Annotated in this window: 21 protein-coding genes; 8 read left to right on the top strand and 13 right to left on the bottom strand. The window is 67.5% G+C overall.

The window, feature by feature from the left end; all coding sequences use genetic code 11:
• Window positions 1-19: 19 nt before the first annotated feature.
• From accC to cutA, 7 genes are all read right to left on the bottom strand, one after another.
• Complete coding sequence (gene accC / locus IHE46_RS00280; RefSeq protein WP_192163095.1) at window positions 20-1381, bottom strand: acetyl-CoA carboxylase biotin carboxylase subunit; 1362 nt, start codon at window positions 1379-1381, stop codon at window positions 20-22.
• Between the two features lie 21 nt (window positions 1382-1402).
• Entirely contained in the window at window positions 1403-1861 is a 459-nt protein-coding gene (gene accB / locus IHE46_RS00275) for an acetyl-CoA carboxylase biotin carboxyl carrier protein (protein WP_192162396.1), read from the bottom strand.
• Between the two features lie 60 nt (window positions 1862-1921).
• A complete protein-coding gene (gene aroQ, locus IHE46_RS00270; protein WP_192162394.1) occupies window positions 1922-2362 on the bottom strand; it encodes a type II 3-dehydroquinate dehydratase in 441 nt (146 codons plus the stop codon).
• A 140-nt stretch (window positions 2363-2502) separates the two neighbouring features.
• On the bottom strand, window positions 2503-3078 hold the full coding sequence (locus IHE46_RS00265) for a TlpA disulfide reductase family protein (protein ID WP_192162392.1): 576 nt from the start codon (window positions 3076-3078) through the stop codon (window positions 2503-2505).
• Window positions 3075-5252, bottom strand: coding sequence for a protein-disulfide reductase DsbD (locus IHE46_RS00260; protein WP_192162390.1), 2178 nt, complete (start codon window positions 5250-5252; stop codon window positions 3075-3077). Before IHE46_RS00260 ends, IHE46_RS00265 begins: the two co-directional genes overlap by 4 nt.
• A gap of 70 nt (window positions 5253-5322) precedes the next feature.
• Window positions 5323-6219 carry a DMT family transporter gene (locus IHE46_RS00255; RefSeq protein WP_192162388.1) on the bottom strand — a complete coding sequence of 299 codons (897 nt, stop codon included), beginning with the start codon at window positions 6217-6219 and terminating at the stop codon, window positions 5323-5325.
• A 58-nt stretch (window positions 6220-6277) separates the two neighbouring features.
• Window positions 6278-6607 carry a divalent-cation tolerance protein CutA gene (cutA, locus tag IHE46_RS00250; protein ID WP_192162386.1) on the bottom strand — a complete coding sequence of 110 codons (330 nt, stop codon included), beginning with the start codon at window positions 6605-6607 and terminating at the stop codon, window positions 6278-6280.
• Window positions 6608-6843: 236 nt separating this feature from the next.
• On the opposite strand from cutA, the gene groES reads away from it, so the two are divergent.
• A complete protein-coding gene (gene groES, locus IHE46_RS00245; RefSeq protein ID WP_049623107.1) occupies window positions 6844-7137 on the top strand; it encodes a co-chaperone GroES in 294 nt (97 codons plus the stop codon).
• Window positions 7138-7240: 103 nt separating this feature from the next.
• Window positions 7241-8884 carry a chaperonin GroEL gene (gene groL, locus IHE46_RS00240; RefSeq protein WP_192162384.1) on the top strand — a complete coding sequence of 548 codons (1644 nt, stop codon included), beginning with the start codon at window positions 7241-7243 and terminating at the stop codon, window positions 8882-8884.
• Between the two features lie 176 nt (window positions 8885-9060).
• Here the strand turns inward: groL and IHE46_RS00235 are convergent, their stop codons facing one another.
• The 3 genes from IHE46_RS00235 to IHE46_RS00225 form a co-directional block, all read right to left on the bottom strand.
• On the bottom strand, window positions 9061-9603 hold the full coding sequence (locus IHE46_RS00235; protein WP_192162382.1) for a hypothetical protein: 543 nt from the start codon (window positions 9601-9603) through the stop codon (window positions 9061-9063).
• Window positions 9600-10235, bottom strand: a complete 636-nt coding sequence (locus tag IHE46_RS00230) for an ADP-ribosylation factor-like protein (protein WP_225562690.1) — start codon at window positions 10233-10235, stop codon at window positions 9600-9602. Before IHE46_RS00230 ends, IHE46_RS00235 begins: the two co-directional genes overlap by 4 nt.
• A 337-nt stretch (window positions 10236-10572) precedes the next feature.
• Window positions 10573-12477, bottom strand: a complete 1905-nt coding sequence (locus IHE46_RS00225; protein WP_225562689.1) for an LTA synthase family protein — start codon at window positions 12475-12477, stop codon at window positions 10573-10575.
• Between the two features lie 151 nt (window positions 12478-12628).
• Between IHE46_RS00225 and glnE the strand changes: the two genes are divergently transcribed.
• A complete protein-coding gene (gene glnE, locus IHE46_RS00220; RefSeq protein ID WP_192162380.1) occupies window positions 12629-15469 on the top strand; it encodes a bifunctional [glutamate--ammonia ligase]-adenylyl-L-tyrosine phosphorylase/[glutamate--ammonia-ligase] adenylyltransferase in 2841 nt (946 codons plus the stop codon).
• A gap of 261 nt (window positions 15470-15730) precedes the next feature.
• Here glnE and IHE46_RS00215 read toward each other — a convergent pair whose 3' ends face one another.
• Window positions 15731-16696, bottom strand: a complete 966-nt coding sequence (locus IHE46_RS00215; protein ID WP_192162379.1) for a mitochondrial fission ELM1 family protein — start codon at window positions 16694-16696, stop codon at window positions 15731-15733.
• A gap of 148 nt (window positions 16697-16844) precedes the next feature.
• Here IHE46_RS00215 and IHE46_RS00210 point away from each other — a divergent pair, with 148 nt between their 5' ends.
• The 5 genes from IHE46_RS00210 (at window position 16845) to IHE46_RS00190 (ending at window position 21234) form a co-directional block, all read left to right on the top strand.
• The gene (locus IHE46_RS00210; protein ID WP_192162378.1) at window positions 16845-17426 is read left to right on the top strand and encodes a YceI family protein; all 582 of its coding nucleotides are present in this window, start codon (window positions 16845-16847) and stop codon (window positions 17424-17426) included.
• A gap of 121 nt (window positions 17427-17547) precedes the next feature.
• On the top strand, window positions 17548-17754 hold the full coding sequence (locus IHE46_RS00205) for a zinc-finger domain-containing protein (protein WP_192162377.1): 207 nt from the start codon (window positions 17548-17550) through the stop codon (window positions 17752-17754).
• Between the two features lie 94 nt (window positions 17755-17848).
• Complete coding sequence (locus IHE46_RS00200; protein WP_225562688.1) at window positions 17849-18976, top strand: glycosyltransferase; 1128 nt, start codon at window positions 17849-17851, stop codon at window positions 18974-18976.
• 211 nt (window positions 18977-19187) lie between these two features.
• A complete protein-coding gene (locus tag IHE46_RS00195; protein WP_192162375.1) occupies window positions 19188-20489 on the top strand; it encodes an O-antigen ligase family protein in 1302 nt (433 codons plus the stop codon).
• The gene (locus IHE46_RS00190) at window positions 20479-21234 is read left to right on the top strand and encodes a glycosyltransferase family 2 protein (protein WP_192162374.1); all 756 of its coding nucleotides are present in this window, start codon (window positions 20479-20481) and stop codon (window positions 21232-21234) included. Before IHE46_RS00195 ends, IHE46_RS00190 begins: the two co-directional genes overlap by 11 nt.
• A gap of 5 nt (window positions 21235-21239) precedes the next feature.
• Here IHE46_RS00190 and IHE46_RS00185 read toward each other — a convergent pair whose 3' ends face one another.
• Window positions 21240-22322, bottom strand: coding sequence for a glycosyltransferase family 4 protein (locus tag IHE46_RS00185; protein ID WP_192162373.1), 1083 nt, complete (start codon window positions 22320-22322; stop codon window positions 21240-21242).
• Window positions 22319-23038, bottom strand: a complete 720-nt coding sequence (locus IHE46_RS00180; protein ID WP_192163092.1) for a polysaccharide deacetylase family protein — start codon at window positions 23036-23038, stop codon at window positions 22319-22321. Before IHE46_RS00180 ends, IHE46_RS00185 begins: the two co-directional genes overlap by 4 nt.
• Window positions 23039-23059 lie beyond the last annotated feature (21 nt).

The raw sequence follows: 23059 nt of genomic DNA, 5'->3' as shown, positions 1-23059 counted from the left end.
CGAGCCGCGCATCGTCTGATCAATGCGCTGCTTTTTCCTTCTGCTCCGCCATCCGCTTCTCGAGGTAGTGGATGTTCTGGCCGCCGTGCTGGAAGCCTACGTCCGCCATGATGCGCTGCTGCAGCGGGATGTTGCACTTCACGCCTTCGATCACTGTTTCGGCCAGTGCCAGGCGCATGCGGGCGATGGCGGTGGCACGATCGGGGCCGTACACGATCAGCTTGCCGATCATCGAATCGTAGTTCGGCGGGATCTTGTAGCCGTCGTACAGGTGCGTGTCGACACGCACGCCGGGGCCGCCGGGGGCCTCGAAGCGCTTCACCGTGCCGGGGCTGGGCAGGAAGGTGTCCGGGTCCTCGGCGTTGATGCGGCACTCGATGGCATGGCCGTGGATCTGGATGTCTTCCTGCTTGATCGACAGCTTTTCGCCGCCGGCGATCAGCAACTGCTCGCGCACCAGGTCCACGCCGGTGATGAATTCGGTCACCGGGTGTTCCACCTGGATGCGCGTGTTCATCTCGATGAAGTAGAAGCGGCCGTTCTCGAACAGGAACTCGAAGGTGCCGGCGCCGCGGTAGCCGATGCGCAGGCAGGCTTCCACGCAGACCTTGCCGATCTCGGCGCGCAGTTCCGGCGTGATGCCGGGTGCGGGCGCTTCTTCCACCACCTTCTGGTGGCGGCGCTGCATGGAGCAGTCGCGCTCGCCGAGGTGGATGGCGTTGCCCTGGCCGTCGGCCAGCACCTGGATTTCCACGTGGCGCGGGTTCTCCAGGAATTTCTCCATGTAGACCATGTCGTTGCCGAAGGCCGCCTTGGCCTCCTGCTTGGTCATCACGATGGAGTTGCCCAGATGCGCCTCGGTGCGCACCACGCGCATGCCGCGGCCGCCGCCGCCGCCCGCGGCCTTGATGATGACCGGGTAGCCGATCTCGCGGGCGATGCGCAGGTTTTTGTCGATATCGTCGCCCAGCGGGCCGCCGGAGCCGGGCACGCAGGGCACGCCCGCGGCCTTCATCGCCTTGATCGCCTCCACCTTGTCGCCCATCAGGCGGATCACGTCCGCGGTGGGGCCGATGAAGATGAAGCCCGATTTCTCCACCTGCTCGGCGAAGTCGGCGCGTTCGGACAGGAAGCCGTAGCCCGGATGGATGGCCTGGGCGTCCGAGATTTCAGCCGCGGCGATGATGCGCGGGATGTTGAGGTAGCTCTCCGCGGACGGCGCCGGGCCGATGCAGATGGCTTCGTCGGCCAGGCCGACGTGCTTGAGGTTGCGGTCCGCGGTGGAGTGCACCGCCACGGTCTTGATGCCGAGACTGTGGCAGGCGCGCAGCACGCGCAGGGCGATTTCGCCGCGATTGGCGATGACGACTTTTTCGAGCATGGGCATGTTGGCTCAGCCCGCTCAGGCGATCACGAACATCGGCTGGTCGAATTCGACCGACTGGCTGTTCTCGACCAGGATCGCCTGGATGGTGCCGGACACGTCGGCCTCGATCTGGTTGAACATCTTCATGGCCTCGATGATGCCCAGCGTCTCGCCGGCCTTCACCTGCTGGCCCACCTTCGCCAGCGCCGGGGCGCCGGGGGTGGCGGAGGCATAGAAGGTGCCGACCATCGGCGCCTTCACCACATGGCCCGCCGGCAGGCTGCTGGCGGCCGGCGCGGCTTCGACGGCGGCGACCGGCGCGGGGGCGGCGACAGCCACCGGCGCGGCGGCCACGGCGATCGGTGCGGCCACGGCCACGCCACCCTTGGGCACGCGCGACAGGCGCACCACTTCCTCGCCTTCCTTGATTTCCAGTTCGGCGAGGTTGGATTCCTCGAGCAGGTCGATCAGCTTCTTGATCTTGCGCAGATCCATGGGATGGCCTTCATGTCATGGCGTCGCCCGCGGGCGACGGGAAAGGGAAAATCGAATCGGCTATGCCGCCAGCCGGGCGATGGCCGCATCCAGGGCCAGCCGGTAACTATCGGCGCCGAAGCCGCAGATCACGCCCAGCGCGATATCGGCAAGGTAGGAGTGGTGCCGGAACGCCTCGCGGGCGTGCACGTTGGACAGGTGCACCTCGATCAGCGGGATCGCCACGGCCGAGAACGCGTCGCGCAGCGCGATGCTGGTGTGCGTGAAGGCGCCGGCATTGCACAGGATCGTCGCCACCTGCTCGTCGCGCGCCTGGTGCACGCGGCCGACCAGCTCATGTTCGGCATTGGACTGGAACCAGGCCAGCTCGTGCCCCGCCGCCTGTGCCTGCGCGGCCAGCCGTGCATTGATGTCGGCCAGCGTGTCGCGGCCGTAGATGGTCGGCTCGCGTACACCCAGCAGATTGAGGTTGGGCCCGTGCAGAACGAGGATCTTGGCCACGCCATGCCTTCGACGACGTCCGGACGACCCGGAACGGGCGCAGTGTGCGCGCAGTTGCGGATGTTGTCCAGTTCGGCGCAGATCGGCGATGTTCGATGGAGAAGCCGTGCGTCAGCGTATGTGTGACGGGGTTCTTGCGATCACCCTTGATCGCGAGGATCAAATGGACGTCCATCCTTGGGCGCGCTTCCCGTAAACCATCGTTCGAGCGTGGCCCTGTCCAGCGGGCCGCGCTGCGTGGCGATCACGTGGCCATCGGCCCCGATCAGCACGCTATAGGGGAGCATCTCGCCGCTATCGCCCCACAAAAGCGAAGTGCTGGGCGACTCCATTCGGCCCATCAGGATGGGGTAATGCACGGCATGGGCGGCCAGAAAGTCGCGAACGCGCGTGGGATCATCCATGGCGATTCCCAGCACGATGGTCGTGTTTTCGCCGAACTTGGCCCGGGCACGATCCAGCGCCGGAAGCTCGTCCAAGCAGGGTCCACACCAGCTTGCCCAGAAATTCAGCAGTACGCGCTGGCCGCGGTAGTCCGCCAGCCGGTGCAGGTGTCCCTGCAGGTCCGGCAATTCCAGCGCGGGCGCCGGTTCGCCGGCCTGGGCCACCGTCACGCCAGTGGGCGCGTGCGCCAGCCGGCTTTCATGTTGCAACCAGCCACCCAGCGTGGCGGCCAGTGCGGCCGCGATCAGGATGACGAGGTTGTCGCGACTCACCGTGCCGCCTCATCCAATGCCTGTTCCACCAGCGCCGCGGTCAGTACGGTGGGCAACTGCTTCCCTTCGCCGCCGCCCTTGGGGAACACCACGTAAAGCGGCACGCCCGGCGAATGGTAGTGCTGCAGGAAGGCGGTGATCGCCGGGTCTTCGTTCGTCCAGTCGCCCTTCATGTAGATGGCGCCGTCGCGCTTGAGCGCGGCGTGGAACGCGTCACCGTCCAGCACCGCGTGCTCGTTGGCCTTGCAGGTGATGCACCAGTCGGCGGTCATGTCCACGAACACGGGCGTGTTGGCGGCGCGCAGTTCGGCGAGTTTCGCCGGGCTGTACGCCACGGTGCCTGCCTGTGCCGTCGTGGTGTTCGCCATGGCCGGCAACTGCGCCAGCAGGTACAGCGGCGCTGCGGTCAGCACGACCAGCAGTGCGGTCAACACGTGATGCAAGGGGCTGCGCCCACGGCTGCGCTCGAACCACCAGAGCACCAGCGCCAGCAGCACCAGGGCCACCAGCAGCAGGCCCACGGCGTCGGCGCCGCGCTGATTGGTCAGCACCCAGGCCAGCCAGGCCGTCGTGAGGTACATCGGGAAGGCCAGCACCTGCTTCAGCGTCTCCATCCAGCGGCCGGGCTTAGGCAGCCAGCGCGCCAGCGCAGGTACATAGGCGATGGCCAGGAAGGGCAGCGCCAATCCGATGCCGAGCATGAGGAACACCAGCAACGCATGCACGGCCGGTGCGGCGAAGGCGTAGGCCAGCGCGCTGCCCATGAAAGGCGCCGTGCAGGGGCTGGCCACCACCACGGCGAGTACCCCGGTGAAGAAATCGCCGGCCGTACCGCTGCGGCTTGCCAGGGTGTTCCCGACATTGCCCAGCGACGCGCCGAACTGCACCACGCCCGACATCGACAGGCCCAGCGCGAAGATCACACAGGCCAGTAACGCCACCAGCAGCGGCTGCTGCAATTGCGTACCCCAGCCCAGCGCGTGGCCGGCCGAACGCAGGGCAAGGATGCCGACACCCAGCGCGAGGAAACTCACCAGCACGCCGGCGGTATAGGCGAGCGCATGGCGACGGCGTTGCGCGGGGTTTTCGCCGCCTTCCAGCAGGCTTACCGCCTTGAGCGAGAGCACCGGCAGCACGCAGGGCATCAGGTTGAGGACCAGGCCGCCGCCCAATGCCAGCAGCAGCGCGGCGAGCAGGCTGGTCTGCAGCGGCCCGGTAGGCGCGCCTGGGACGGCAGTGCCTTCGGCCGCCGCGCCACCGGCGAGATCGATGGCGGCGTCGCGCGTCATCAGCGGATAGCACACGCCGTTGTCCTTGCAGCCGAGGAAGCTTGCTTCCAGCGTCACCTGCTTGCGACCCGCGGTGTCCCCCTCGATGGCGACCGGCAATGCGAGGTCGCCGAAGTACACCGTCACCGTGCCGAGCTGCGCGTCCTGATGCTGCACGCCGCCCGCGGGCCACGCGGGCGTGCCGAGCTTGAGGTCGCCGGCGTCCTTGAGCTTGAGTGCGATGTGGTCGCGATAGACGTAATAGTCCTTCGGCATCGTCCAGCGCAGCAGCAGGTGATGCGCGTCCTGCGCCAGCGCGGAGAACCGGAAGGCTTGTTCCTGCGGCAGCGGTTCGGACGAGGCGTCGTTTCCGTTTCCGCCGAGCTGCTGCAATGCGCCGCCCAGCGTTTTGTCTGCGGCAGGCGCCGAGGCGGAAGCAGGCAACGGCAGGTCGAGCTGCTCGGTATGCGGCGGGTAGCAGATCTTCGGTTCCACCTCGTGGCAGCCCTGGTACCGCACGCTGAGCACGAGGTGCGTGGTGCCCGGCGCCACGGTATAGGGAATGCTGGCGTCGACGGCGTGGTGATAGGTCTCCACCGGGCCGAGGTAGGGGTCGACGTGTTTCTCGCCGGTCGGCAGCTGCGCCTCGCCCAGGGTGATGCCCGGGCCGGCGGTGAATTTCATGCGGCCGCGATAGAGGTAGTAGTCCTGCGCGATGACCCAATGCAGCTTGAGCGTGCCGGGGGTGCCGGCATCGGCGCTGAGCTTGTAGGCCTCGGTCACCGGCAGGATGTTGTCGTCCTGGGTCTGCGCGAACGCGGCAGGCGCCAGCATGCCCCACAGGCCGAGCAGAAGGAGGGCCAGTGCAGGCAGTCGGGCGGCCACACGGCCGGTGATGAGGCGCATCGCGATTCCAGTGTGCGGCGGGGAAGGGCCATTATGGATCATGCGGCCCGGCCTTCCGCACGCTGCGGCGTCATGCCTCTCCGGTAGCCAGCGACGGCGCCTTGCGGCGCAAGCGGAGCAGGCCGGTGGTAAGCGCCGTGCCGAGCAGGATCACCGCGCAGCCGCCTAGCATGCGGGCACTTACCGGTTCGCCGAGCAGCAGCGCGCCCCAGAGCACGCCGAATGCCGGGATCAGGTAGGGGATGACCATGATCCGCACCGCGCCGACCCGCGCCAGCACCCAGAAGAACATCACATAGGCCAGCGCGGTACACAGCACGGCCAGCCCGGCCGCCGCCAGCCACGCCTGCGGCGGCGGAGCCTGCGCCGGCCAGAACAGCAAGGTCGGCGGCAACAGCAGGAGTGCGGCGACCATATGGCTGCCGACCGTCACCACCAGCGGCGTCACGCCGGCCAGGCGCAGGTGCGTGTAGTGCACCACGTAACCGTACAGCGCCGTGGCAGCCACGCCGGCGAGCAACGCCAGGCCCGCGCCCGGCCCCAGCGCGAGGCTGCCCTCGGCCAGCCAGACCACGCCGGCGAAGCCGACCGCCAGCCCGGCGCTGCGCCAGGCATCCAGCCGCTGACCCAGCCACAGCCAGCCGACCAGGGCGGCGAACATCGGCGTCATGCCGTCGATGATCGACGCCAGTCCCGCCGGGAGGCTGCGCGTGGCAAAGGTGAACAATGCGAAGGGCAGCGCCGAGTTCGTGAGTCCGACGATGGCGATCGGCCACCAGTGCGCGCGCCACTCCGCCCGGCGCTGGCGCGAAGCCAGCAGCGGCAGGAAGCACAGCGCCGCGCCAATGGCGCGCAGGCCCGCCAGCGGCAGCGCGCCGAAGGCGCCGGCGCCCATCCGCATGAACAGGAACGAGCCGCCCCACAGGGCGCCCAACGACAGCAGCACGGCGTAGTCGATCTTCTTCATTTCGGTTGGGCGGTAAGGGAGATGGGCGAAGTCTGCCGGGTGCCACTGACAGGAGTTGTCAGCAGTCTTGGGTCGCGCTGCGCAGCCAATCCAGATAGGCCGCGTGGCCACGCTCGATCGGCAGCGCGATCAGCTCGGGCAGCTCGTAGGGATGCAGTTCCAGCAGCCGCGCCTTGAGGGCTTCGAAGCGGGCGGCCGTGGTCTTGATGAGCAGCAGCTCCTCGCCGTCGGTGTTCACCTGCCCCTGCCAGCGGTAGGTGGACAGCACGCCCGGCAAGCGGTTGACGCAGGCGGCCAGCCGTTCCCCCACCAGTGCCTCCGCCAGCTTTTGCGCGCTGTCGGTGTCGGGGCAGGTGCACAGGCAAAGCAGGATTTCGGGGACGGTCATGGCGGCAGGCGGCGGCTCGGACAGCGCACGGTAGCAGAGGCCTCTTGAAACCCGAGCCTGTCCGCCCCATCCGCTGTTTCAAGGCATGAACCAGTCGGCCCGGGCCTCCGCTACTTGCAGGTGAGGGGCTTGAATCGTCAAAATTGGCACTCATCTTTGCCGAGTGCTAACAGCGGCCCATGGGTCGGCCTGTCAGTCCTCAACTCTTTTCATCACCAAAAGCTTGGGAGCCACCCATGAGCAAACTGCGTCCGCTGCACGACCGCGTCATCGTCAAGCGCCTGGAAGAGGAGCGCGTCTCCGCCGGCGGCATCGTCATCCCCGACAGCGCCACCGAGAAGCCCACCCGCGGCAAGGTGATCGCCGCCGGTACCGGCCGCATCCTGGAAGACGGCAACGTGCGCCCGATGTCGCTGAAGGAAGGCGATGTGGTGCTGTTCGGCAAGTACGCCGGCCAGGAAATCAAGATCGACGGCGAAGAGCTGGTCTTCCTGAAGGAAGACGACATCGTGGCGGTGATCGAGGGCTGAGCGCGTACATCGCGCTCGCCAGTTGCCGGGAGCTCGCTTCGGCAACGCTTTCGAAACGACAAACCACCTTTCCTTATTTCAAAATTTTTGAGGCAAAAATTTTATGGCCGCTAAAGAAGTCCGCTTCGGCGAAGACGCCCGCTCGCGCATCCTCAAGGGCGTGAACACGCTCGCCAACGCCGTCAAGGTCACCCTGGGCCCGAAGGGCCGCAACGTCGTGCTGCAGAAGAGCTTCGGCGCCCCCACCGTCACCAAGGACGGCGTGTCCGTGGCGAAGGAAATCGAACTGGCCGACGCCTACGAGAACATGGGCGCGCAGATCGTCAAGGAAGCCGCCTCGAAGACCTCCGACAACGCCGGTGACGGCACCACCACCGCGACCGTGCTGGCGCAGGCGTTCATCCGCGAGGGCATGAAGGCCGTCGCCGCCGGCATCAACCCGATGGACCTGAAGCGCGGCATCGACAAGGCTGTGATCGCCGCCGTGGCCGAGCTGAAGAGCCTCAGCAAGCCCACCGCCGACGACAAGGCCATCGCCCAGGTCGGCACCATCTCCGCCAACTCCGACAGCGCGATCGGCGACATCATCGCCACCGCGATGAAGAAGGTCGGCAAGGAAGGCGTGATCACCGTCGAGGAAGGCTCGGGCCTGGACAACGAGCTGGACGTGGTCGAGGGCATGCAGTTCGACCGCGGCTACCTCTCGCCGTACTTCATCAACAACCAGCAGAGCCAGCAGGTCGAGCTGGAAGACCCGTTCATCCTGCTGTACGACAAGAAGATCTCCAACGTGCGCGAGCTGCTGCCCGTGCTCGAGGGCGTGGCCAAGGCCGGCAAGCCGCTGCTGATCGTCGCCGAGGAAGTGGAAGGCGAGGCGCTGGCGACCCTGGTGGTCAACACCATCCGCGGCATCGTCAAGGTCGCCGCCGTCAAGGCGCCGGGCTTCGGTGACCGTCGCAAGGCGATGCTGGAAGACATGGCCATCCTGACCAACGGCCAGGTGATCTCCGAGGAAGTGGGCCTGCAGCTCGAGAAGGCCACCGTGGCCGATCTGGGCCGCGCCAAGAAGATCGTGGTCACCAAGGAAAACAGCACCATCATCGACGGTGCCGGCGAAGCCGAGAAGATCCAGGCCCGCATCAAGCAGATCAAGGCGCAGATCGAGGAGACCTCCTCCGACTACGACCGCGAGAAGCTGCAGGAGCGTGTGGCCAAGCTGGCCGGCGGCGTGGCCGTCATCAAGGTCGGTGCCGCCACCGAAGTCGAGATGAAGGAAAAGAAGGCCCGCGTGGAAGACGCCCTGCACGCCACCCGTGCGGCGGTGGAAGAAGGCGTGGTGCCGGGCGGCGGCGTGGCGCTGATCCGCTCGCTGAAGGCGATCGAGAACCTGAAGGGCGACAACGAAGACCAGAACCTCGGCATCGCCATCACCCGCCGTGCGCTGGAAGCCCCGCTGCGCGAGATCGTGTTCAACGCCGGCGCCGAGCCGTCCGTGATCGTCAACCAGGTCAAGGAAGGCAAGGGCAACTACGGGTACAACGCCGCCACCGGCGAGTTCGGCGACATGATCGAGTTCGGCATCCTGGACCCGACCAAGGTCACCCGCTCGGCGCTGCAGTACGCGTCCTCCGTGGCCGGCCTCGCCATCACCACCGAAGCGATGGTGGCCGAGCTGCCGAAGAAGGAAGAGCACAACCACGGCGGCGCCCCCGGTGGCATGGGCGGCATGGGCGGCATGGATTTCTGATCCGGCCGCGCCGTTTCCCGAGCACCGCCGCGCAGCGGCAGAGGCGAGGGATGTGCCACACGAAAAACCCCGCCTCGGCGGGGTTTTTCTTTGGCCGAGTCACATGGGCGCGGCTGAAATCGAACGGCCCCGGGAGTTGCCTCCCGGGGCCGTCGAGCTTGCAGGGTAGCTCGGGATCAGTGACCCGCGGCGCCGCCGACCTTCGCGTCGGCCTTCACGCCGACACTGGCGCCCGCAGCACCCGCGTCGACCTTGGTGCCGGCGTCCACGCCGGCCGAACCATTCGCTGCACCGGTGGCAGCACCGGCTGCATTGCTAGCGGTGGATTCGGTCTTGTTCAGGGCCTTCTTGCCGGCATGCTTCGCCTTGTGGGCGGTCTTGTGGGCTGCATCGCCAGTCGAGTGCAAGGTGTCGCCAGCGGCACCGGTGGCCTGGCCGGCAGTCTGCATGGCGCTATTGGTAAGCGAGCCGGTGTTGAGCCCGGCCGATGTCTTGGCTGCCGCGCCGACGCTAGCGCTTTGTGCGAAAACGGGGAGGGCCACCAGGCCCGTCGAAGCAACCAGGGCAGCGAACAGGATCGTCTTTTTCATCGGCCAAACCTCCAAGGTGGGAATGCTGCGCGCGTATCGCGGCGCGGCGGAAGCCAAGCTAGAAACCATGCGCTGGCTGGCGCCTGAATCGATGCGGTCGGATTTTCGCCGGGTCGGGCGTTCGTTCATCGTTTGCCGGCAGAGCGGCCCGACAGAAGTATCTTGATGAGAAAGCGGACTTGCGCCGGTTCGCGGGTGTCGACCTTCACCACGGGCAGGCGGAACCCTTTCGCGGCTAGCGCATGGCGGAACTCGTCCAGCCTGAATTCGGAGGCGAGATCGCTGCGCGTGACGCCCACGGTGAAGCTTGCGTCCGGCGCCAGGCGTGAAAATTCCTCGAGCATCGAGGTGGTGTAGGCGAGCCGTTCCGGGTCGCAGGCATTCACCAGGACGAGAATGCCGGTGGCGCCGTCGCAGACCATCGGCCACATGAAGTCCAGGTGCCTCTGCCCGGGTACGCCATAAATATGCAGCCAGTCGCCGTCGTCCAGCCTGGCCGTGGTGTAGTCGAGCGTGAACTTCGCCGAGGTGTGGCCGATGGCGACAGGCATCCGTGTGCTCATCGGAGCGACGTCGGAAACGGATTCGATGGCGGTGGTCTTGCCGGATTCCACGTTGCCGACGAACACCAGCTTGTTCTTGAAGCTGTCTATGTCGGCGTTGGAGTCCGGGAGTGCGCGCCTCGCCTGCGGTTGGACGAGGCCGGCGCCGATGCGGAGGCCTGTCGGGCTTCCTGCTTTACCCATCGCAGCCTGCTGCATCTCGTTACTTCTGGTTCTGCTTCTTGGCACGGGGACAAGCCGGGGAATGCGTGCTGTCGACGAAGCTGCTTCTGCGACAGAGGCATTGCAGGACCGACTTCAACCGCGTGTTGGATGGATCGCGCATCCCTGGGGAAGGGTGCGGTGCGCACTTCGTGGGGCGTGATCCAAGCTAATCGACCCAGGTCGATGGCGGGAATAGGAGAAATCCTAAAAACGAAGCGGCAGCGCGAATGACGATAGGGTCTGGGCCCCGCAGTACTCCTCCTTTCTCTGTCTCGTCGGCTGGCGCGAACCTCGCGGTTGAACGACGGCGCCAGGCAGTCCGGGCAGAGATTCAACGCACGGCCTGAGCCTGGCTACCGGCTGCAGGTGCCGCCATCACTGGCGCCGAACTGGCTGTCGTGGCGGGAGGTGGCGTGGGCGCCTTCCCGCCCACTTTCGCCAGCAGCGGCTGCAGTTTGTGGTTCATGCGCAGCTGTTCGACGCTGGCCATGGATTGGTCGAGCTGGCGGGTGGCGTCGTCCACGTCCGGCAGCGGGGCGCCGGGGGCACGCGTGAGCGTGACGAGTTGGGGGCCGATTTGCTGGGTGAGTGCGTAGTAGGCATCGTCGTGGATGCCGGCAGCGTCGAGCAGTTGGCCGGGCATCAGCCATGCGGCGGTGTCCTCGTGCACGGGCTGTGCGGTGCTGCGCGGATCGACCAGCAGCCACGTACCGGGTTGCGCAAGCATGTCGCCGCCATTGACGAAGCCGTTGGTGCGGTAGACGTCGGTGAGCGCGGGCAGGTGGTCGCCGTAGAACAGCAGCAGGGTGGGGCGCTGGCGCTTGGCGAGTATGTCGGCAAGGCGGCCCAGCTGCTGGTCGGCATGCTGCATGTGGTAGATGTAATTCTGCAGCTCGGTCTTGTCCTTGCCCACGATGCCGGCCGGCACGGCGATGGCGTCGCGCGCGGCGGTGTCCTTCGGCTCCACGTCGTAGGGACCGTGCGCCTCGATGCTGATGGCGAAGATGAATTGCGGCGGCCCGCTGTCCTTGAGCTGGCTCAAGATCTCGTCGGTCATCGCGCTGTCGGCCATGTATTTGCCGTCGTTCGGCGCGTCGTGCGGGAAATCCGCCTGCGACACGAAGCGCTGGAAACCCAGGGACTTGAACGCGGTGTTGCGGTTCCAGAACGTGGGATCGTTGCCGTGCACCGCCACCGTTTCGTAGCCGTGCTCGTCGAGCACGTGGACGAGGCTGGGCACCTGCTTGCGGCCCATCTGGAGGTAAGGGAACTGCAGGTTGTCGAAGTAGCGCAGCGACAACCCGGTGAGCATCTCGAATTCGGTGCGGATGGTGCCGCCGCCGAAAGTGGGCACATACAGCCCGCCACTTGTGCCGTGCGCGGCAAGGCGATGCAGGTTGGGCGTGAGGTCGGTGTGCGCGTAGCCGTTGGTGATGGTGGGATCGAAGAACGATTCGCTCTGGATCACCACGATGTCGGGCAGTGCGGCGGCGTTCGGCGTGTCGACGCGCTTGCGCAGCGAATCGACGGACCGGTCGATCAACTGCTCGGCCACGGCGCGATCGGGCTTGGGCTTGTGCAGGCTGTATTGCAGGTCGAACATCACCAGCTCGCTGATGAGACCGGCATGCACGCGGGTGGACGCAGCCGACCACGGTTCCATCCACAGCACGTGGCCGTTGTAGACCTTGGCCCAGCCACTCCAGCCGGCGAACACGCTACCCAGCAACAGGGCCAGCACACCGCCGGCCACGAGGCGCTTTCCGCCGGTGCGGCGCGCGAACAGCGGCGGTTCGAGGCGCCACGCCGCCACCAGCACCAGCACGCCCGCGATCAGCGCCAGGTAAGGCCAGGGGCTGTGCGGCAGGTAACCGGCCAGCAAGTGCGTGCCGCCCTTGCGCAATTGGCCCACCATGCGGAAATCCGCCGGCAGCAGCGGCGTGCCGAGGTTCGCCACCTTCAGCGCGTTGATGCCGTAAACCAGCGCCAGCAGCAGGTATGCCAGGCCGAACGACAGCAGCAGCCGGCGTGTCATCGCCAGCAGCAGGCAGGCGAACAGTAGGCCAGGCAGGGCATTGGCGATGAGGAAGCGCGGCTGGTCCAGCATGCGCAGCGGCAGCACGCCCTGGCCGCCGTCGAGCAACCCGGCGAGCAGCACGAATACACATGACACCACCAAAAGCATGGCAATGCGCGACATCGTGCGGCGTAGATCGGGCAGGGCAGGTGGGGTCATGGCGAAACCGGGGGTTCGGTTGTCATGGAATCGGAGCACCAAAGTAATCAGGGTGACATGAATCGAGTGTTGCCTGGGATACTTTCGACAACGTGTCGATGCGGGCAGCGGTGCACCGGCACGCGTGGCGTGGGTACGGCACAATTCAGGAATGCCTCTCGAATCCCCCCCGTTGCGTGCCCTGGTCGACAACCGCTATGCCGAGCTAGCCGCCGCCTGCCGCGCCGCCGGTGTGGCGCTGCACGACGATGCCGGCGTAGCCGAGCGCATCCGGCGCACCCTGGCGGCCAGCGATTTCGCCTTTGAAACCTGGCGCGCCCAGCCGGCCCTGCTGTCGCCTGCGGGGCTGGAGCGGCTGCGTTCGAACGCGGATGCGGCGGCACGCATCGACGCATTGAAACTGCCCGAGGACGAAGCGCCGACACTGTCCGCGCTGCGCCGTTTCCGCCATGCCGAGGCGCTGCGGCTGGTGTTCCGCGACGTCAACGGCCTGGACGAACTGCCGGAAACCCTCTCTGCCACCAGCGTGCTGTACGAGGCGCTGCTGGAAACCGCGCTGGGCTGGAGCGAACGTACGCTGGTCGCACGCTACGGCCAACCGCGCAGCCATGAAGGGGAGCGCCAGCGGCTGGTGGTGGTGGGCTTCGGCAAGCTGGGTGGCGCGGAGCTGAATTTCTCCTCCGACATCGACCTCGTGCTGGCCTATCCGCATGGCGGCCAGAGCGATGGCGCTCGCCCGCTCGACAACGGCGAGTACTTCGTGCGGCTGGTGCGGCAACTGGTGCGGCTGCTCAACGAGCCCACGGTGGACGGCATCTGCGCACGCGTGGACCTGCGCCTGCGGCCATTCGGCAACGCGGGGCGGCTTGCGCTGTCGTTCGCGGCCATGGAGCAGTACTACCAGCGCGAAGGCCGCGACTGGGAGCGTTATGCATGGATCAAGGCGCGCCCGGTGGCTGGCGACCGCGCCGCCGGCAAGCAGCTGTCCGAGCTGCTGCGGCCCTTCATCTATCGCAAATACCTCGACTACACGGCGTTCGCCGGCCTGCGCGAAATGAAGGCGCTGATCGACGCCGAGGTGGCGCGCAAGGACCTTTCCGACAACCTCAAGCTCGGTGCGGGCGGTATCCGCGAGATCGAGTTCATCGTGCAGCTGGTGCAGCTGATCCGCGGCGGCCGCGAACCGTCCCTGCGTGTCCGCGGCCTGCTGCCCGCGCTGGCCGCCTGCGAGGCGCGCGGCCACATTCCCGCCTCGCGCGCCAAGGTGTTGCGTGAGGCTTATGTGTTCCTGCGCAGGCTGGAGAATCGCGTGCAGATGCTGCGCGACGCGCAGACCCACGACGTCCCCGGCGACGCGTTGAGCCGCGAGCGCATCGCGTTCGGGCTGGGATGGCCGGCATGGGAGCTGCTGGCGGAGGAACTGGCGAAGCACCGCGAGATCGTCGCCAACGAATTCGCCGCCGTGCTGATGCCGCAGGGTGGTCGCGGCACGCAGGCGCCCGCGGCGGACGCCGCCCTGTGGCAGGCCGCCTGCGCCGGCACGCTGGACGCCGGCATGATGGAGGCCAGCGGTTTTGTGCCTGGCGTGGAAGTGGCCGATGCGCTGGCGAAGCTGCCGCAGGGCGGCGCGGTGCGTGCGATGTCGGCGCGTTCGCGCGAGCGGCTCGATCATCTGATGCCGCAACTCATCGCCGCCGCGCGTACCGGCGCCGCACCGGTGCCTTGCCTGCTACGCCTGTGCCGGCTCACGCAGGCGGTGGCGCGGCGCTCGTCCTATCTCGCGCTGCTGGAGGAACAGCCCGCGGCGCGCAAGCGGCTCGCCACGCTTTTCGCCGGAAGCACCCTGCTTGCCGAGCAGGTGATCGCCCAGCCGCTGCTGCTGGACGATGTGCTCGACCCGCGTATCGACCAGTTGCCGCTGAAGCGCGTGGACATCGCGGCCGAGATCACCCGCGTGCTAGCCACGCTGGAGGAGCGCGAGGCGGAGGCGGAGCTGGAGCGCATCAACGAGTTCCAGTCGTCCACCGCGTTCCGCCTCGGCCTGGCCTTCAACGATGGCCGCGCCGATGCTGCGGCCACGGCGCGGCGCCTCGCCGCACTGGCCGAGTCGGTGGTGGGCGCGGTCACCGCGCTGGCCGAGCGCGAGCTGGTCGCCCAGCATGGCCGCCTGCCCGGGGAGGGTTCCGGTTTCGCGGTGCTGGGCTACGGCAGCCTCGGTGGCGAAGAGCTGGGCTTTGCTTCCGATCTCGACCTGGTCTTCGTGTACGACGGACGGCGCGCCCAGGCGATGAGCGACGGCGCGCGCCCGCTCGAAGGCGCCCGCTGGTATCAGCGCCTAGCGCAGCGCGTGATGAATTGGCTCACCGTCTCCACTCGCGCCGGCAATCTGTACGAGGTGGACACGCGATTGCGTCCCGACGGTTCGAAAGGTCTGCTGGTGAGCAGCCTGGACGCCTTCATCGCCTATCAGCAGAGCCGCGCGTGGACCTGGGAACATCAGGCGCTGTTGCGCGCCCGTCCGGTGGCTGGCGATGCCGCCTTGGGCGCGGCCCTGGGCGCGGTACGCCGCGATGTGCTCGCTGCGCCGCGCGACCCTTCGCGGGTGTTGGCCGAGGTGAGCGAGATGCGCCGCCGCTGGCGCGCCGAGCGCGACCGCTCCGATGCGGCCCTGCTCGACCTCAAGCAGGGCCGCGGCGCCTTGCTCGACATCGAATTCGCGCTGCAGGGGCTGGTGCTGGCGCATGCAGCGCGGCATCCCGCCCTGCTCGGCGTCACCTCGAACGCATCCCTGCTCCTTGCTTGCCGCGACGCAGGTCTGCTCGACGCGGTGCAATCATCCGCACTGGCGCATGCGCACGCCACGTTTTTGCGGCGCGCATTGGCCTGCACGCTGGATGCGCGCTCGCGCATCGCGCCGCGCGATGCGGAGCTGGAGCAGCTGTGCGATGGCGTGAACGCGGTTGTCGCTGCGTTGGGATTCGCGTTCGCCTGAGTGCTGGTTCGACATTCCCACGCGACACGCAGCGGGGCCGTCTGCACAAAGACCCATGGAAGAGCGAGGCTCAGCAGGAGCACTCACCTACCGCTCGGGCAGGAGTATGGCCTCCGGTTTTCAAATTGGCGTTGTGTGGATGCGCGTCTATCACGCAGGCAGCACCGGCAGGTGGCCGAATCGCCTTGTCGCTTGCCGTGGTGCGGCGCTCCTCCGCCGTAGATTGAAGAGGGCCGGCGATCCCGGGCAGGCCGCAACCCCTCACCCTGCAGACATGCGCTCGCGCAACTGCGCCGCTATGGCCGCGGTTTCGCGCAAGGGCGGCTGGTACGTGCCGGCGACAGCATCGATATCGTGCAGCAACCCGCGTTCGCGCAGGGCACGATGGAAGCGCGCGAGCTTGTCCGGCAGTGGCGCGGTGACGTGGGTGTGCACCGCGCAGCCCACCGCGCAGGCTTCGCTGAGCATGTTCACCGAATCGGGGGTCACCACCAGCCGGTCGGCCCAGCCCAGCACGCCAGGGTACGGATTGCGGCCGTCGTCGGGACCGGCCCACACCAGTCCCGGCACGCCGGCCAGCATGTCGCGGAAGATGGCGAGCCCCTCCGGCGAGGTGCGCCGCGAGGCCAGCACCAGCAGGCTGCCGCCTTCGTATTCGCGGCGCTTGAGCAGGCGGGTGGCGAGTTCGCGCGCGTAGCCAGCGCCCAGCTCGAGCTGCTTGCGCGACCCTCCCAACAGCACCCCCACACGCGGTTGCGGCAACTCCTCGAAACCGGGGCAGGCGTCGCGGCCGTCGGTCAGCCAGCCCTCGTCCACCGGGTTCAGCGAGCCCAGCGGCACGAGCACGTTCGGGCCGCTCAGTTGATCGTGTTGCGGCGCGATCACCGTGTCCCAATGCGCCGGATCGATGCGCGGATCGAGGATCTGCACGGTGTAGCACCGCCCTTGCGAGAGCCGCCGCAGCATGCGCGTGAACAATGCCGCGGAGCGCCCGCAGCCGATGGCGAGGCGGGGCCATGGCGGCGCGAACTGCGCGCGCCGGTCCGCCGGCAGCGCGAACGCGTCACCCCCTGCGAAGCGCGGCGCCAGCCAGGACCAGGGCGCGCGTGGTTCCAGCTCCAGATGGCGCACCGGCATGCCCATCAGCTCGGCCAGCGCCAGTGCCTGCCGCTGGTTGCCCGCAGCGGCATCGGTGATCGCCCAGCATTCATTCCTCAGGGGTGACATGCGGCGATTGTTTCCCTCGCGTACACGCTGCGTTGCTTCGAGTCGCGTTTATCGTCAGGCGGCTTGCTCATACACTGGCGCAGCATAACGGCGAACGGCCGGTTTCCGGCTGCCGCTTTTCCCTAGCCCATTGTCGCGGAGAACCCCCATGCGCATGTTCCGTTGCCTCCTGATCGCTGGCTTGCTCGGCGCCGCAGCCACCGTCCAGGCCAGCCCGGTCACCTACAAGCTCGACCCCGGCCACACCATGGTGCTGTTCAGCTGGAACCACTTCGGCTATTCCAACCCCACCGCCAACCTCGGCCTGGGCGAAGGCACGCTGGTGTTCGACGAGAAGGACCCGGCGAAGTCCTCGGTGGACGTGACCCTGCCGCTCAGCAATCTCGATACCCATGTGTCGGCGCTGGACAAGCACCTCAAGGAGGCCGATTTCTTCAACGCCGACAAGTACCCGACGGTGACTTTCAAGAGCACCAGCGTGGTGCCGGTGGACGGCAGCCATTTCAAGGTGACGGGCAACCTCACCGTGCACGGCGTGACCAAGCCGGTGACGCTGGATGCGACGCTGAACAAGGTCGGTCCGCACCCGATGATGAAGGTGCAGGCCATCGGTTTCGACGCCACCGCCACGCTGAAGCGTTCGGACTTCGGCATGGGCGCTTATGTGCCGATGGTGAGCGACGAGATCAAGGTGCGCATCACCACCGAAGGCGAAGTGCCGAAGAAGTAAGCGGCGGTACGCGCATTGCGCAAACGAAGCCCGGACCGGCGACGGTGCGGGCTTCGTTGTCTTGCCGGCCCGGCCGGCCTGTTACCATGCACGGTCTTGCACTTCGTCCGGAGCCATCCCCATGTCCGCCTCTTCCGCAGCCGTTACGCCGATCCTGGCGAATGCCGAAAATCGTTACGAAGTGACGCGTTCCGACCTGCCGCTGTCCTGCCCCATGCCGGGCATGGCGCTGTGGAATTCGCACCCCAAGGTGTATCTGCCCATCGTCGACGATGGCGGCGAGTCGCTTTGTCCTTACTGTGGCGCGCGTTACGTGCTGCAGGACTGATTCCGCCTACCGTTCAGGGTAGCTGCGGCATCGTTCTTGCTTTGGTTTCAGGATGAAACTCGTGCATCAGGATGCAGACTCGCAGGCAGGAACCATGTCCGGGAGTGTCGAAGCCACACCGCGACTGACCATCGTGCAGTTGATCCCCGCGCTGCAGTCCGGTGGCGCGGAGCGTTCCGCCCTGGAAATCGCGCGCGCCCTGGTGCAGGCCGGGCATCGCTCGGTGGTGATCTCGGCCGGCGGCCGCCTGGCGGACCAGCTGGTGGCCGAGGGCAGCGAGCACATCTCGCTGGATATCGGCCGCAAGTCCTTGGCCACGCTGGGGCGGGTCGGTGCCCTGCGCAAGCTCCTGCGCGAAATCCGCCCCGACATCGTGCACGCACGCTCGCGCCTGCCGGCCTGGCTGGGCTGGTGGGCGCTGAAAGGAGTGACGCCGCGGCCGCATTTCGTCACCACGGTGCACGGGCTTAACACGCCCGGCCGCTACAGCGCCATCCTGCTGCGTGGCGAACGGGTGATCGTGGTGTCGCAAACCCTGCGTGATTACGTCCTCGGCCATTACCGCTGGCTGGAGCCGGGACGGGTGCGGGTGATTCCGCGCGGTATCGATCCCGAAGCATTCCCGTACGGGCATCGCCCCGACGAAGCGTGGACACAGGCGTTCTTCGCCGAATATCCCGCGCTGGCCGGCGCGCCGCTGCTTACCCTGCCGGGTCGCGGTACGCGGCTCAAGGGTCACCATGACGCCATCGAGCTGCTGGCCGATCTCAAGCGCCGCGGCATCGACGCGCGCCTGCTGCTGCTGGGCGTGATCGAGCCGGGCCGCGAGGCCTACGTGGAAGAACTGCGCGCGCTGATCCGCGAGCGCGGCGTGGAGTCGCAGGTGGCGCTCACGCCGCCGCGCGGCGACGTGCGCGACGTCTACGCGATTTCCAGCCTGATCCTGCAATTGTCGAACAAGCCGGAGTCCTTCGGTCGCACCGTGGTCGAAGCCTTGTCGCTGTGCCGGCCGGTGCTGGGCTACGCACACGGCGGCGTGGGCGAACTGCTGGCCGAGCTGTATCCGGCCGGGCGCGTGCCGCCGGGCGACCGCGAGCGATTGGTGGAGCGCGCCGCCGAACTGCTGCGCGTGGCACCGCCGATTCCCATGCTGCAGTCGTACCGTCTGGCCGACATGCAGCAGGCCACGCTGGCGCTCTACGGCGAAGTGGTCGCCGGCTAGGGTCCGCCCGCCACTCTTCGCTGCCGTGTGACGGTTGCGGTGAGGCAAGCGGAGGGGCGAAACCGTTGCCCGCATGCCTACACCGGCGTTTGTTCGTGGGTCGCAGCCCGCTTTTCGTACGCTCGGGCGTGACGATAACTTCCCGCGCGGGGCATGCGGAGCCATTGGGCAGGCTCTTACAATGCGGGCTCATCGTCGCCACGGCTCCTGCATGACGTTCTCGATGGAATCCCTGAAGTCCGCCTTGCGCTCGCCCCTGTTGCCGTACTGGCTGGTGGTTGCGTTGCTACCGTTCGGGCGCAGCAGCGAGTTCGGCACTTTCCTCTGTGCGGTCGGCGCGATCGCATTGTTCGTGCGCGCCCCGCATGCCTTGCGCGAACTGCCGGGTGCGCAGCTGTTGCTGTGGTTGCTTGGTGCCTACCTGGGCGCAGCACTCGTGTCGTGCTTCGGCTCGCTGGCGCCGGGCAAGAGCTGGAGTACGGCAGCGGCGCTGCTGCGCTATCTGCCGCTGGGGTTGTATGCCTGCTTCGTGATCCGCGACGAGCATCGCCTGCGCGCCTTGTATGTGGCGATTGCCTGCGTGCTGGCGTGGTGGGTGCTCGATGCCTGGGTGCAGGCGTTCACTGGCTGGAGCTTGGGCGGGCATGCCGAAGCCGAGCGCATCTCCGGCATTTTCGGCGCGCGCAACCTCAAGCTTGGGCCGACGCTGGCGGTGCTGTCGCCGTTCGCGCTGTGGGCGGCGCGACGGCGCTGGGGGTTTGCTGGGCTGGCCGTCGCCTTCCTGCTGATGCTCGGGCCGGTATTGCTGGCCGGTTCGCGTGCGGCCTGGCTTTGCTATGGGCTGGTCGCATTGGGCTTCGCGTGGTGCGAGGCGCATTCGTGGCGACGCTTTGCGCTGTACTGCGGGCTGGGCCTGGTGATGTTGGCCGTGGCCGGCGGTATCGCATGGCGCACATCCACGCGTTTCGATGCGCGCATGCAGCGGACGCTGGACGCGCTGCACGGCACGCCGCACGGCCTGGACGAGGCGCTCACGGGGCGCCTGGAGATCTGGCACGACAGCCTGAAGATGATCGCCGCGCACCCGGTCAGCGGCGTGGGCGTGCGTGCCTTCCGCTATGCCTATCCGCAGTTCGCGCCTGCGAACGATCATTTCGTGGTGGCGGAGTCCTGCGGCGAGGGCGAGGGCGCCTGCCACGCGCACCAGATCGTGCTGGAAATCCTCACCGAAACCGGCGGCCTCGGCCTCGTGCTGTGGCTGGCCGGGGTGGTCCTGGCGTGGCGTGCGTGGCGGCGCGTAGGCCCGGCGGCGCGCGAGCGCGCCTTCCCGGCCACGCTGGCGCTGGCGGTCATGCTGTTTCCGTTGAACACCCATCTGGCCTTCTATTCGGCATGGTGGGGGCTGCTGTTCGCATGGCTGCTGGGACTGTGGTGCGCCAGTCTGTTCGTGATCGGCACCCCTGCCGTACTCCCCATGGAAGCATCCACTCGCGAGGTCGGTGATGGCGCGTGAACCGCTGTCGGTGGTGGTGATCACCTTGAACAATGCGGCCACGCTGGACGCTTGCCTGAGCGGCGTGGACTGGGCCGACGAGATCGTGGTGCTGGATTCCGGCTCCAGCGACGACACGCTGGCGATCGCAGAGCGCCATGGCGCACGCGTGGACATGCACCCGTTCGACGAGTTCGGTCCGCAGAAGCAGCGCGCTATCGAGATGGCCAGCCACGACTGGATCCTCAACCTGGATGCCGACGAAGTGCTTTCGCCGGCCAGCCGCGCGGTGATCGAACGGGCGTTGACGCAGCCGAAATACGCGGGCTTCCGCCTGCCGCGGCGCGAGCGCATGTTCTGGACCGTGCAGCACCCGTGGAGCTGGCGCAACGCGCACCTGCGCCTGTACGACCGCCGCCGTGGCCGCATGAACGACGTGGAAGTGCATTCGGCGATGGAAGTGGACGGCCCCGTGAAAACGCTGTGGCGTGCCGACTTCATCAACGACAGCGACCCCGACATCGCCGGCCGCATCGACCGGATCAACCGCTACAGCAGTGCGCTGGTGGCCAACAAGCTGCGCCGCCGCCAGCGTTTCACCGGGTTGCGCATGGTGCTTTACCCGCCGGTGTTCTTCCTGCGGCAGTACCTGTTCAAGCGCTACTTCCTCAACGGCTGGGCAGGCTTCATCGCCAGTGTGGTGGGCGCTAACTATGTGTTCCTGAAATACGCCAAGCTCTACGAGGCGCGGCGACGGATGCGCTGAGCGGGCTAGTTCGACAGGTCGCCCAGCTGGCGTACGAACTCGGTGGCGATCACCAGCGTGCCGAAGTGCCGCAGGGCGAAGTCGCGCGCGGCGGCGGCCATGGGACGGCGCTTCGTGTCGTTGCACAGCGCGAGAATGCCTTCGCGCCAGGCATCGGTGTCGCCGGGCGGCAGCAGCAGGCCGGTGACGCCGGGTTGCAGGGTTTCCGGAATGCCGAAGGCATCGCTGCACAGCACCGGTACGCCGCAGGCCTGCGCCTCCACCGGTGTGCGACCGAAGGCCTCCGTCGAGATCGAGGGGAAGGCCAGCATCGATAGCGCGTTGTAGTACGGGGCCGCATCGTCGACCCAGCCAAGCTGGTGGTGGCGTTCCGGATACGGCGAGGCGGCAATGTTCCTGCGCAGTCGCTCCGTGTCGATGCCATCGCCCAGCCACAGGCAATGCAGGCGAGGTTCCTGGGCCATTGCAGCGTTGGCGGCTTCGAGCAGGGTGTAGATGCCTTTGCCCTCGTGCAGGCGGCCGAAACAGCCCAGTACGAGGGCATTTTCTTCCAGCCCAAGCTGCCGCAGCGCCGCGGCGCGTTGCACCGGATCCGGGCGGCACAGTTCCGTGTCCACCGGGTTGTACAGCACCTGCACGCGGTCGGCAGGCATGCCGTGTTCGATGTAGTCGCGGCGTGCGTATTGCGACACCGCGAAGAAGCGTTGCGCGCAACGCGCCACCAGTCGCCCCGAAAGGCCGTTCATCGGCTTGAGGCGGTGGCGGAACAGCGCTACCGGGATGCCGAGCAAGCGGCCGATCAGGATCAGCGGCCAGTATTCCTTGCCGAAGTCCCCCACCAGCCAATCCGGCCGGAGGCGGCGTGCGGCGGCGATCGTTGCGCTGTAGCCGCGCAAGTCGAAGATGTTGCGGAAGCGGCCCGGATGCAGGCGCACCGATGTGCCCGCCAGCGCCTGCGCCATCGGGGCACCGGGATGCACCACTGCTTCGACGATGTGGCCGGCCTTGGCCAGTCCCTGGGTCAGGGTGACGAAGTGGGCTTCGGCACCGCCGTTCTCACGGCTGGTGCCGGCGAACAGGAATTTCATCCGTGCCGGTCCTCGTAGCCGGTGAGCGCACGCCATGCGAACTGCGGCAGGATGTGGCTGCGCGCCACCGCCACGCGCGGCAGCCGCCACAGGTCGTCGCCCGGTCGCGCGCGGCCGCGCCGGATGGTGGTTGCGGCCACGTAGCCGGCTTCGCGCGTAGCGGCGACCACGCGCTCGTCGTGATCGCCGTAGGGGTAGCAGAACTGCGTCACGGGCGCGCCGATCAGGTCTTCCAGGTCGGCTTTGTTACCGGCGATCTCGTCGTGCAATTGCGTATCGCTGCACTGGTGGAGGCGCGGGTGCGTGCGGGTGTGCGCCCCCACTTCCATGCCGCCAGCGTGCCAGGCGCGCAGCTGGGCGGCGTCCATCATCGGCTTGCGCACGCCGAGCTTGCCGTCGTCCCAGTCGTTGTAGCGGCCCAGTGCGCCGCTCACCGCGTAGCAGGTGGCGCCGAAGCCATGGCGTTGCAGCACCGGCATCGCGTTCGCAAGGTTGTCGGCATAGCCGTCGTCCAGCGTGATCACCGCGACACGGCCCTGCCGTTCGCCGCGCAGGTACGGCATCGCCGCACTCATCGACAATCCCGTGTAGCCGAGCCGCTTCAGCAGCGCCATCTGCCGTGCGAACGAGCGCGGGTGCACGTACAGGCTGCGCCAGCGCTTCAGCTCGCGCGGCGGTGCGGCGATGTTGTGGTACATCAGGATGGGGATGGGCATGGCGCTCATGGTGCGTGCGCC

It is taken from the genome of Rhodanobacter sp. DHG33, assembly GCF_014843005.1.
Taxonomy (GTDB): Bacteria; Pseudomonadota; Gammaproteobacteria; order Xanthomonadales; family Rhodanobacteraceae; genus Rhodanobacter_A.
This window is presented reverse-complemented; position numbering and strand designations above follow the sequence as displayed.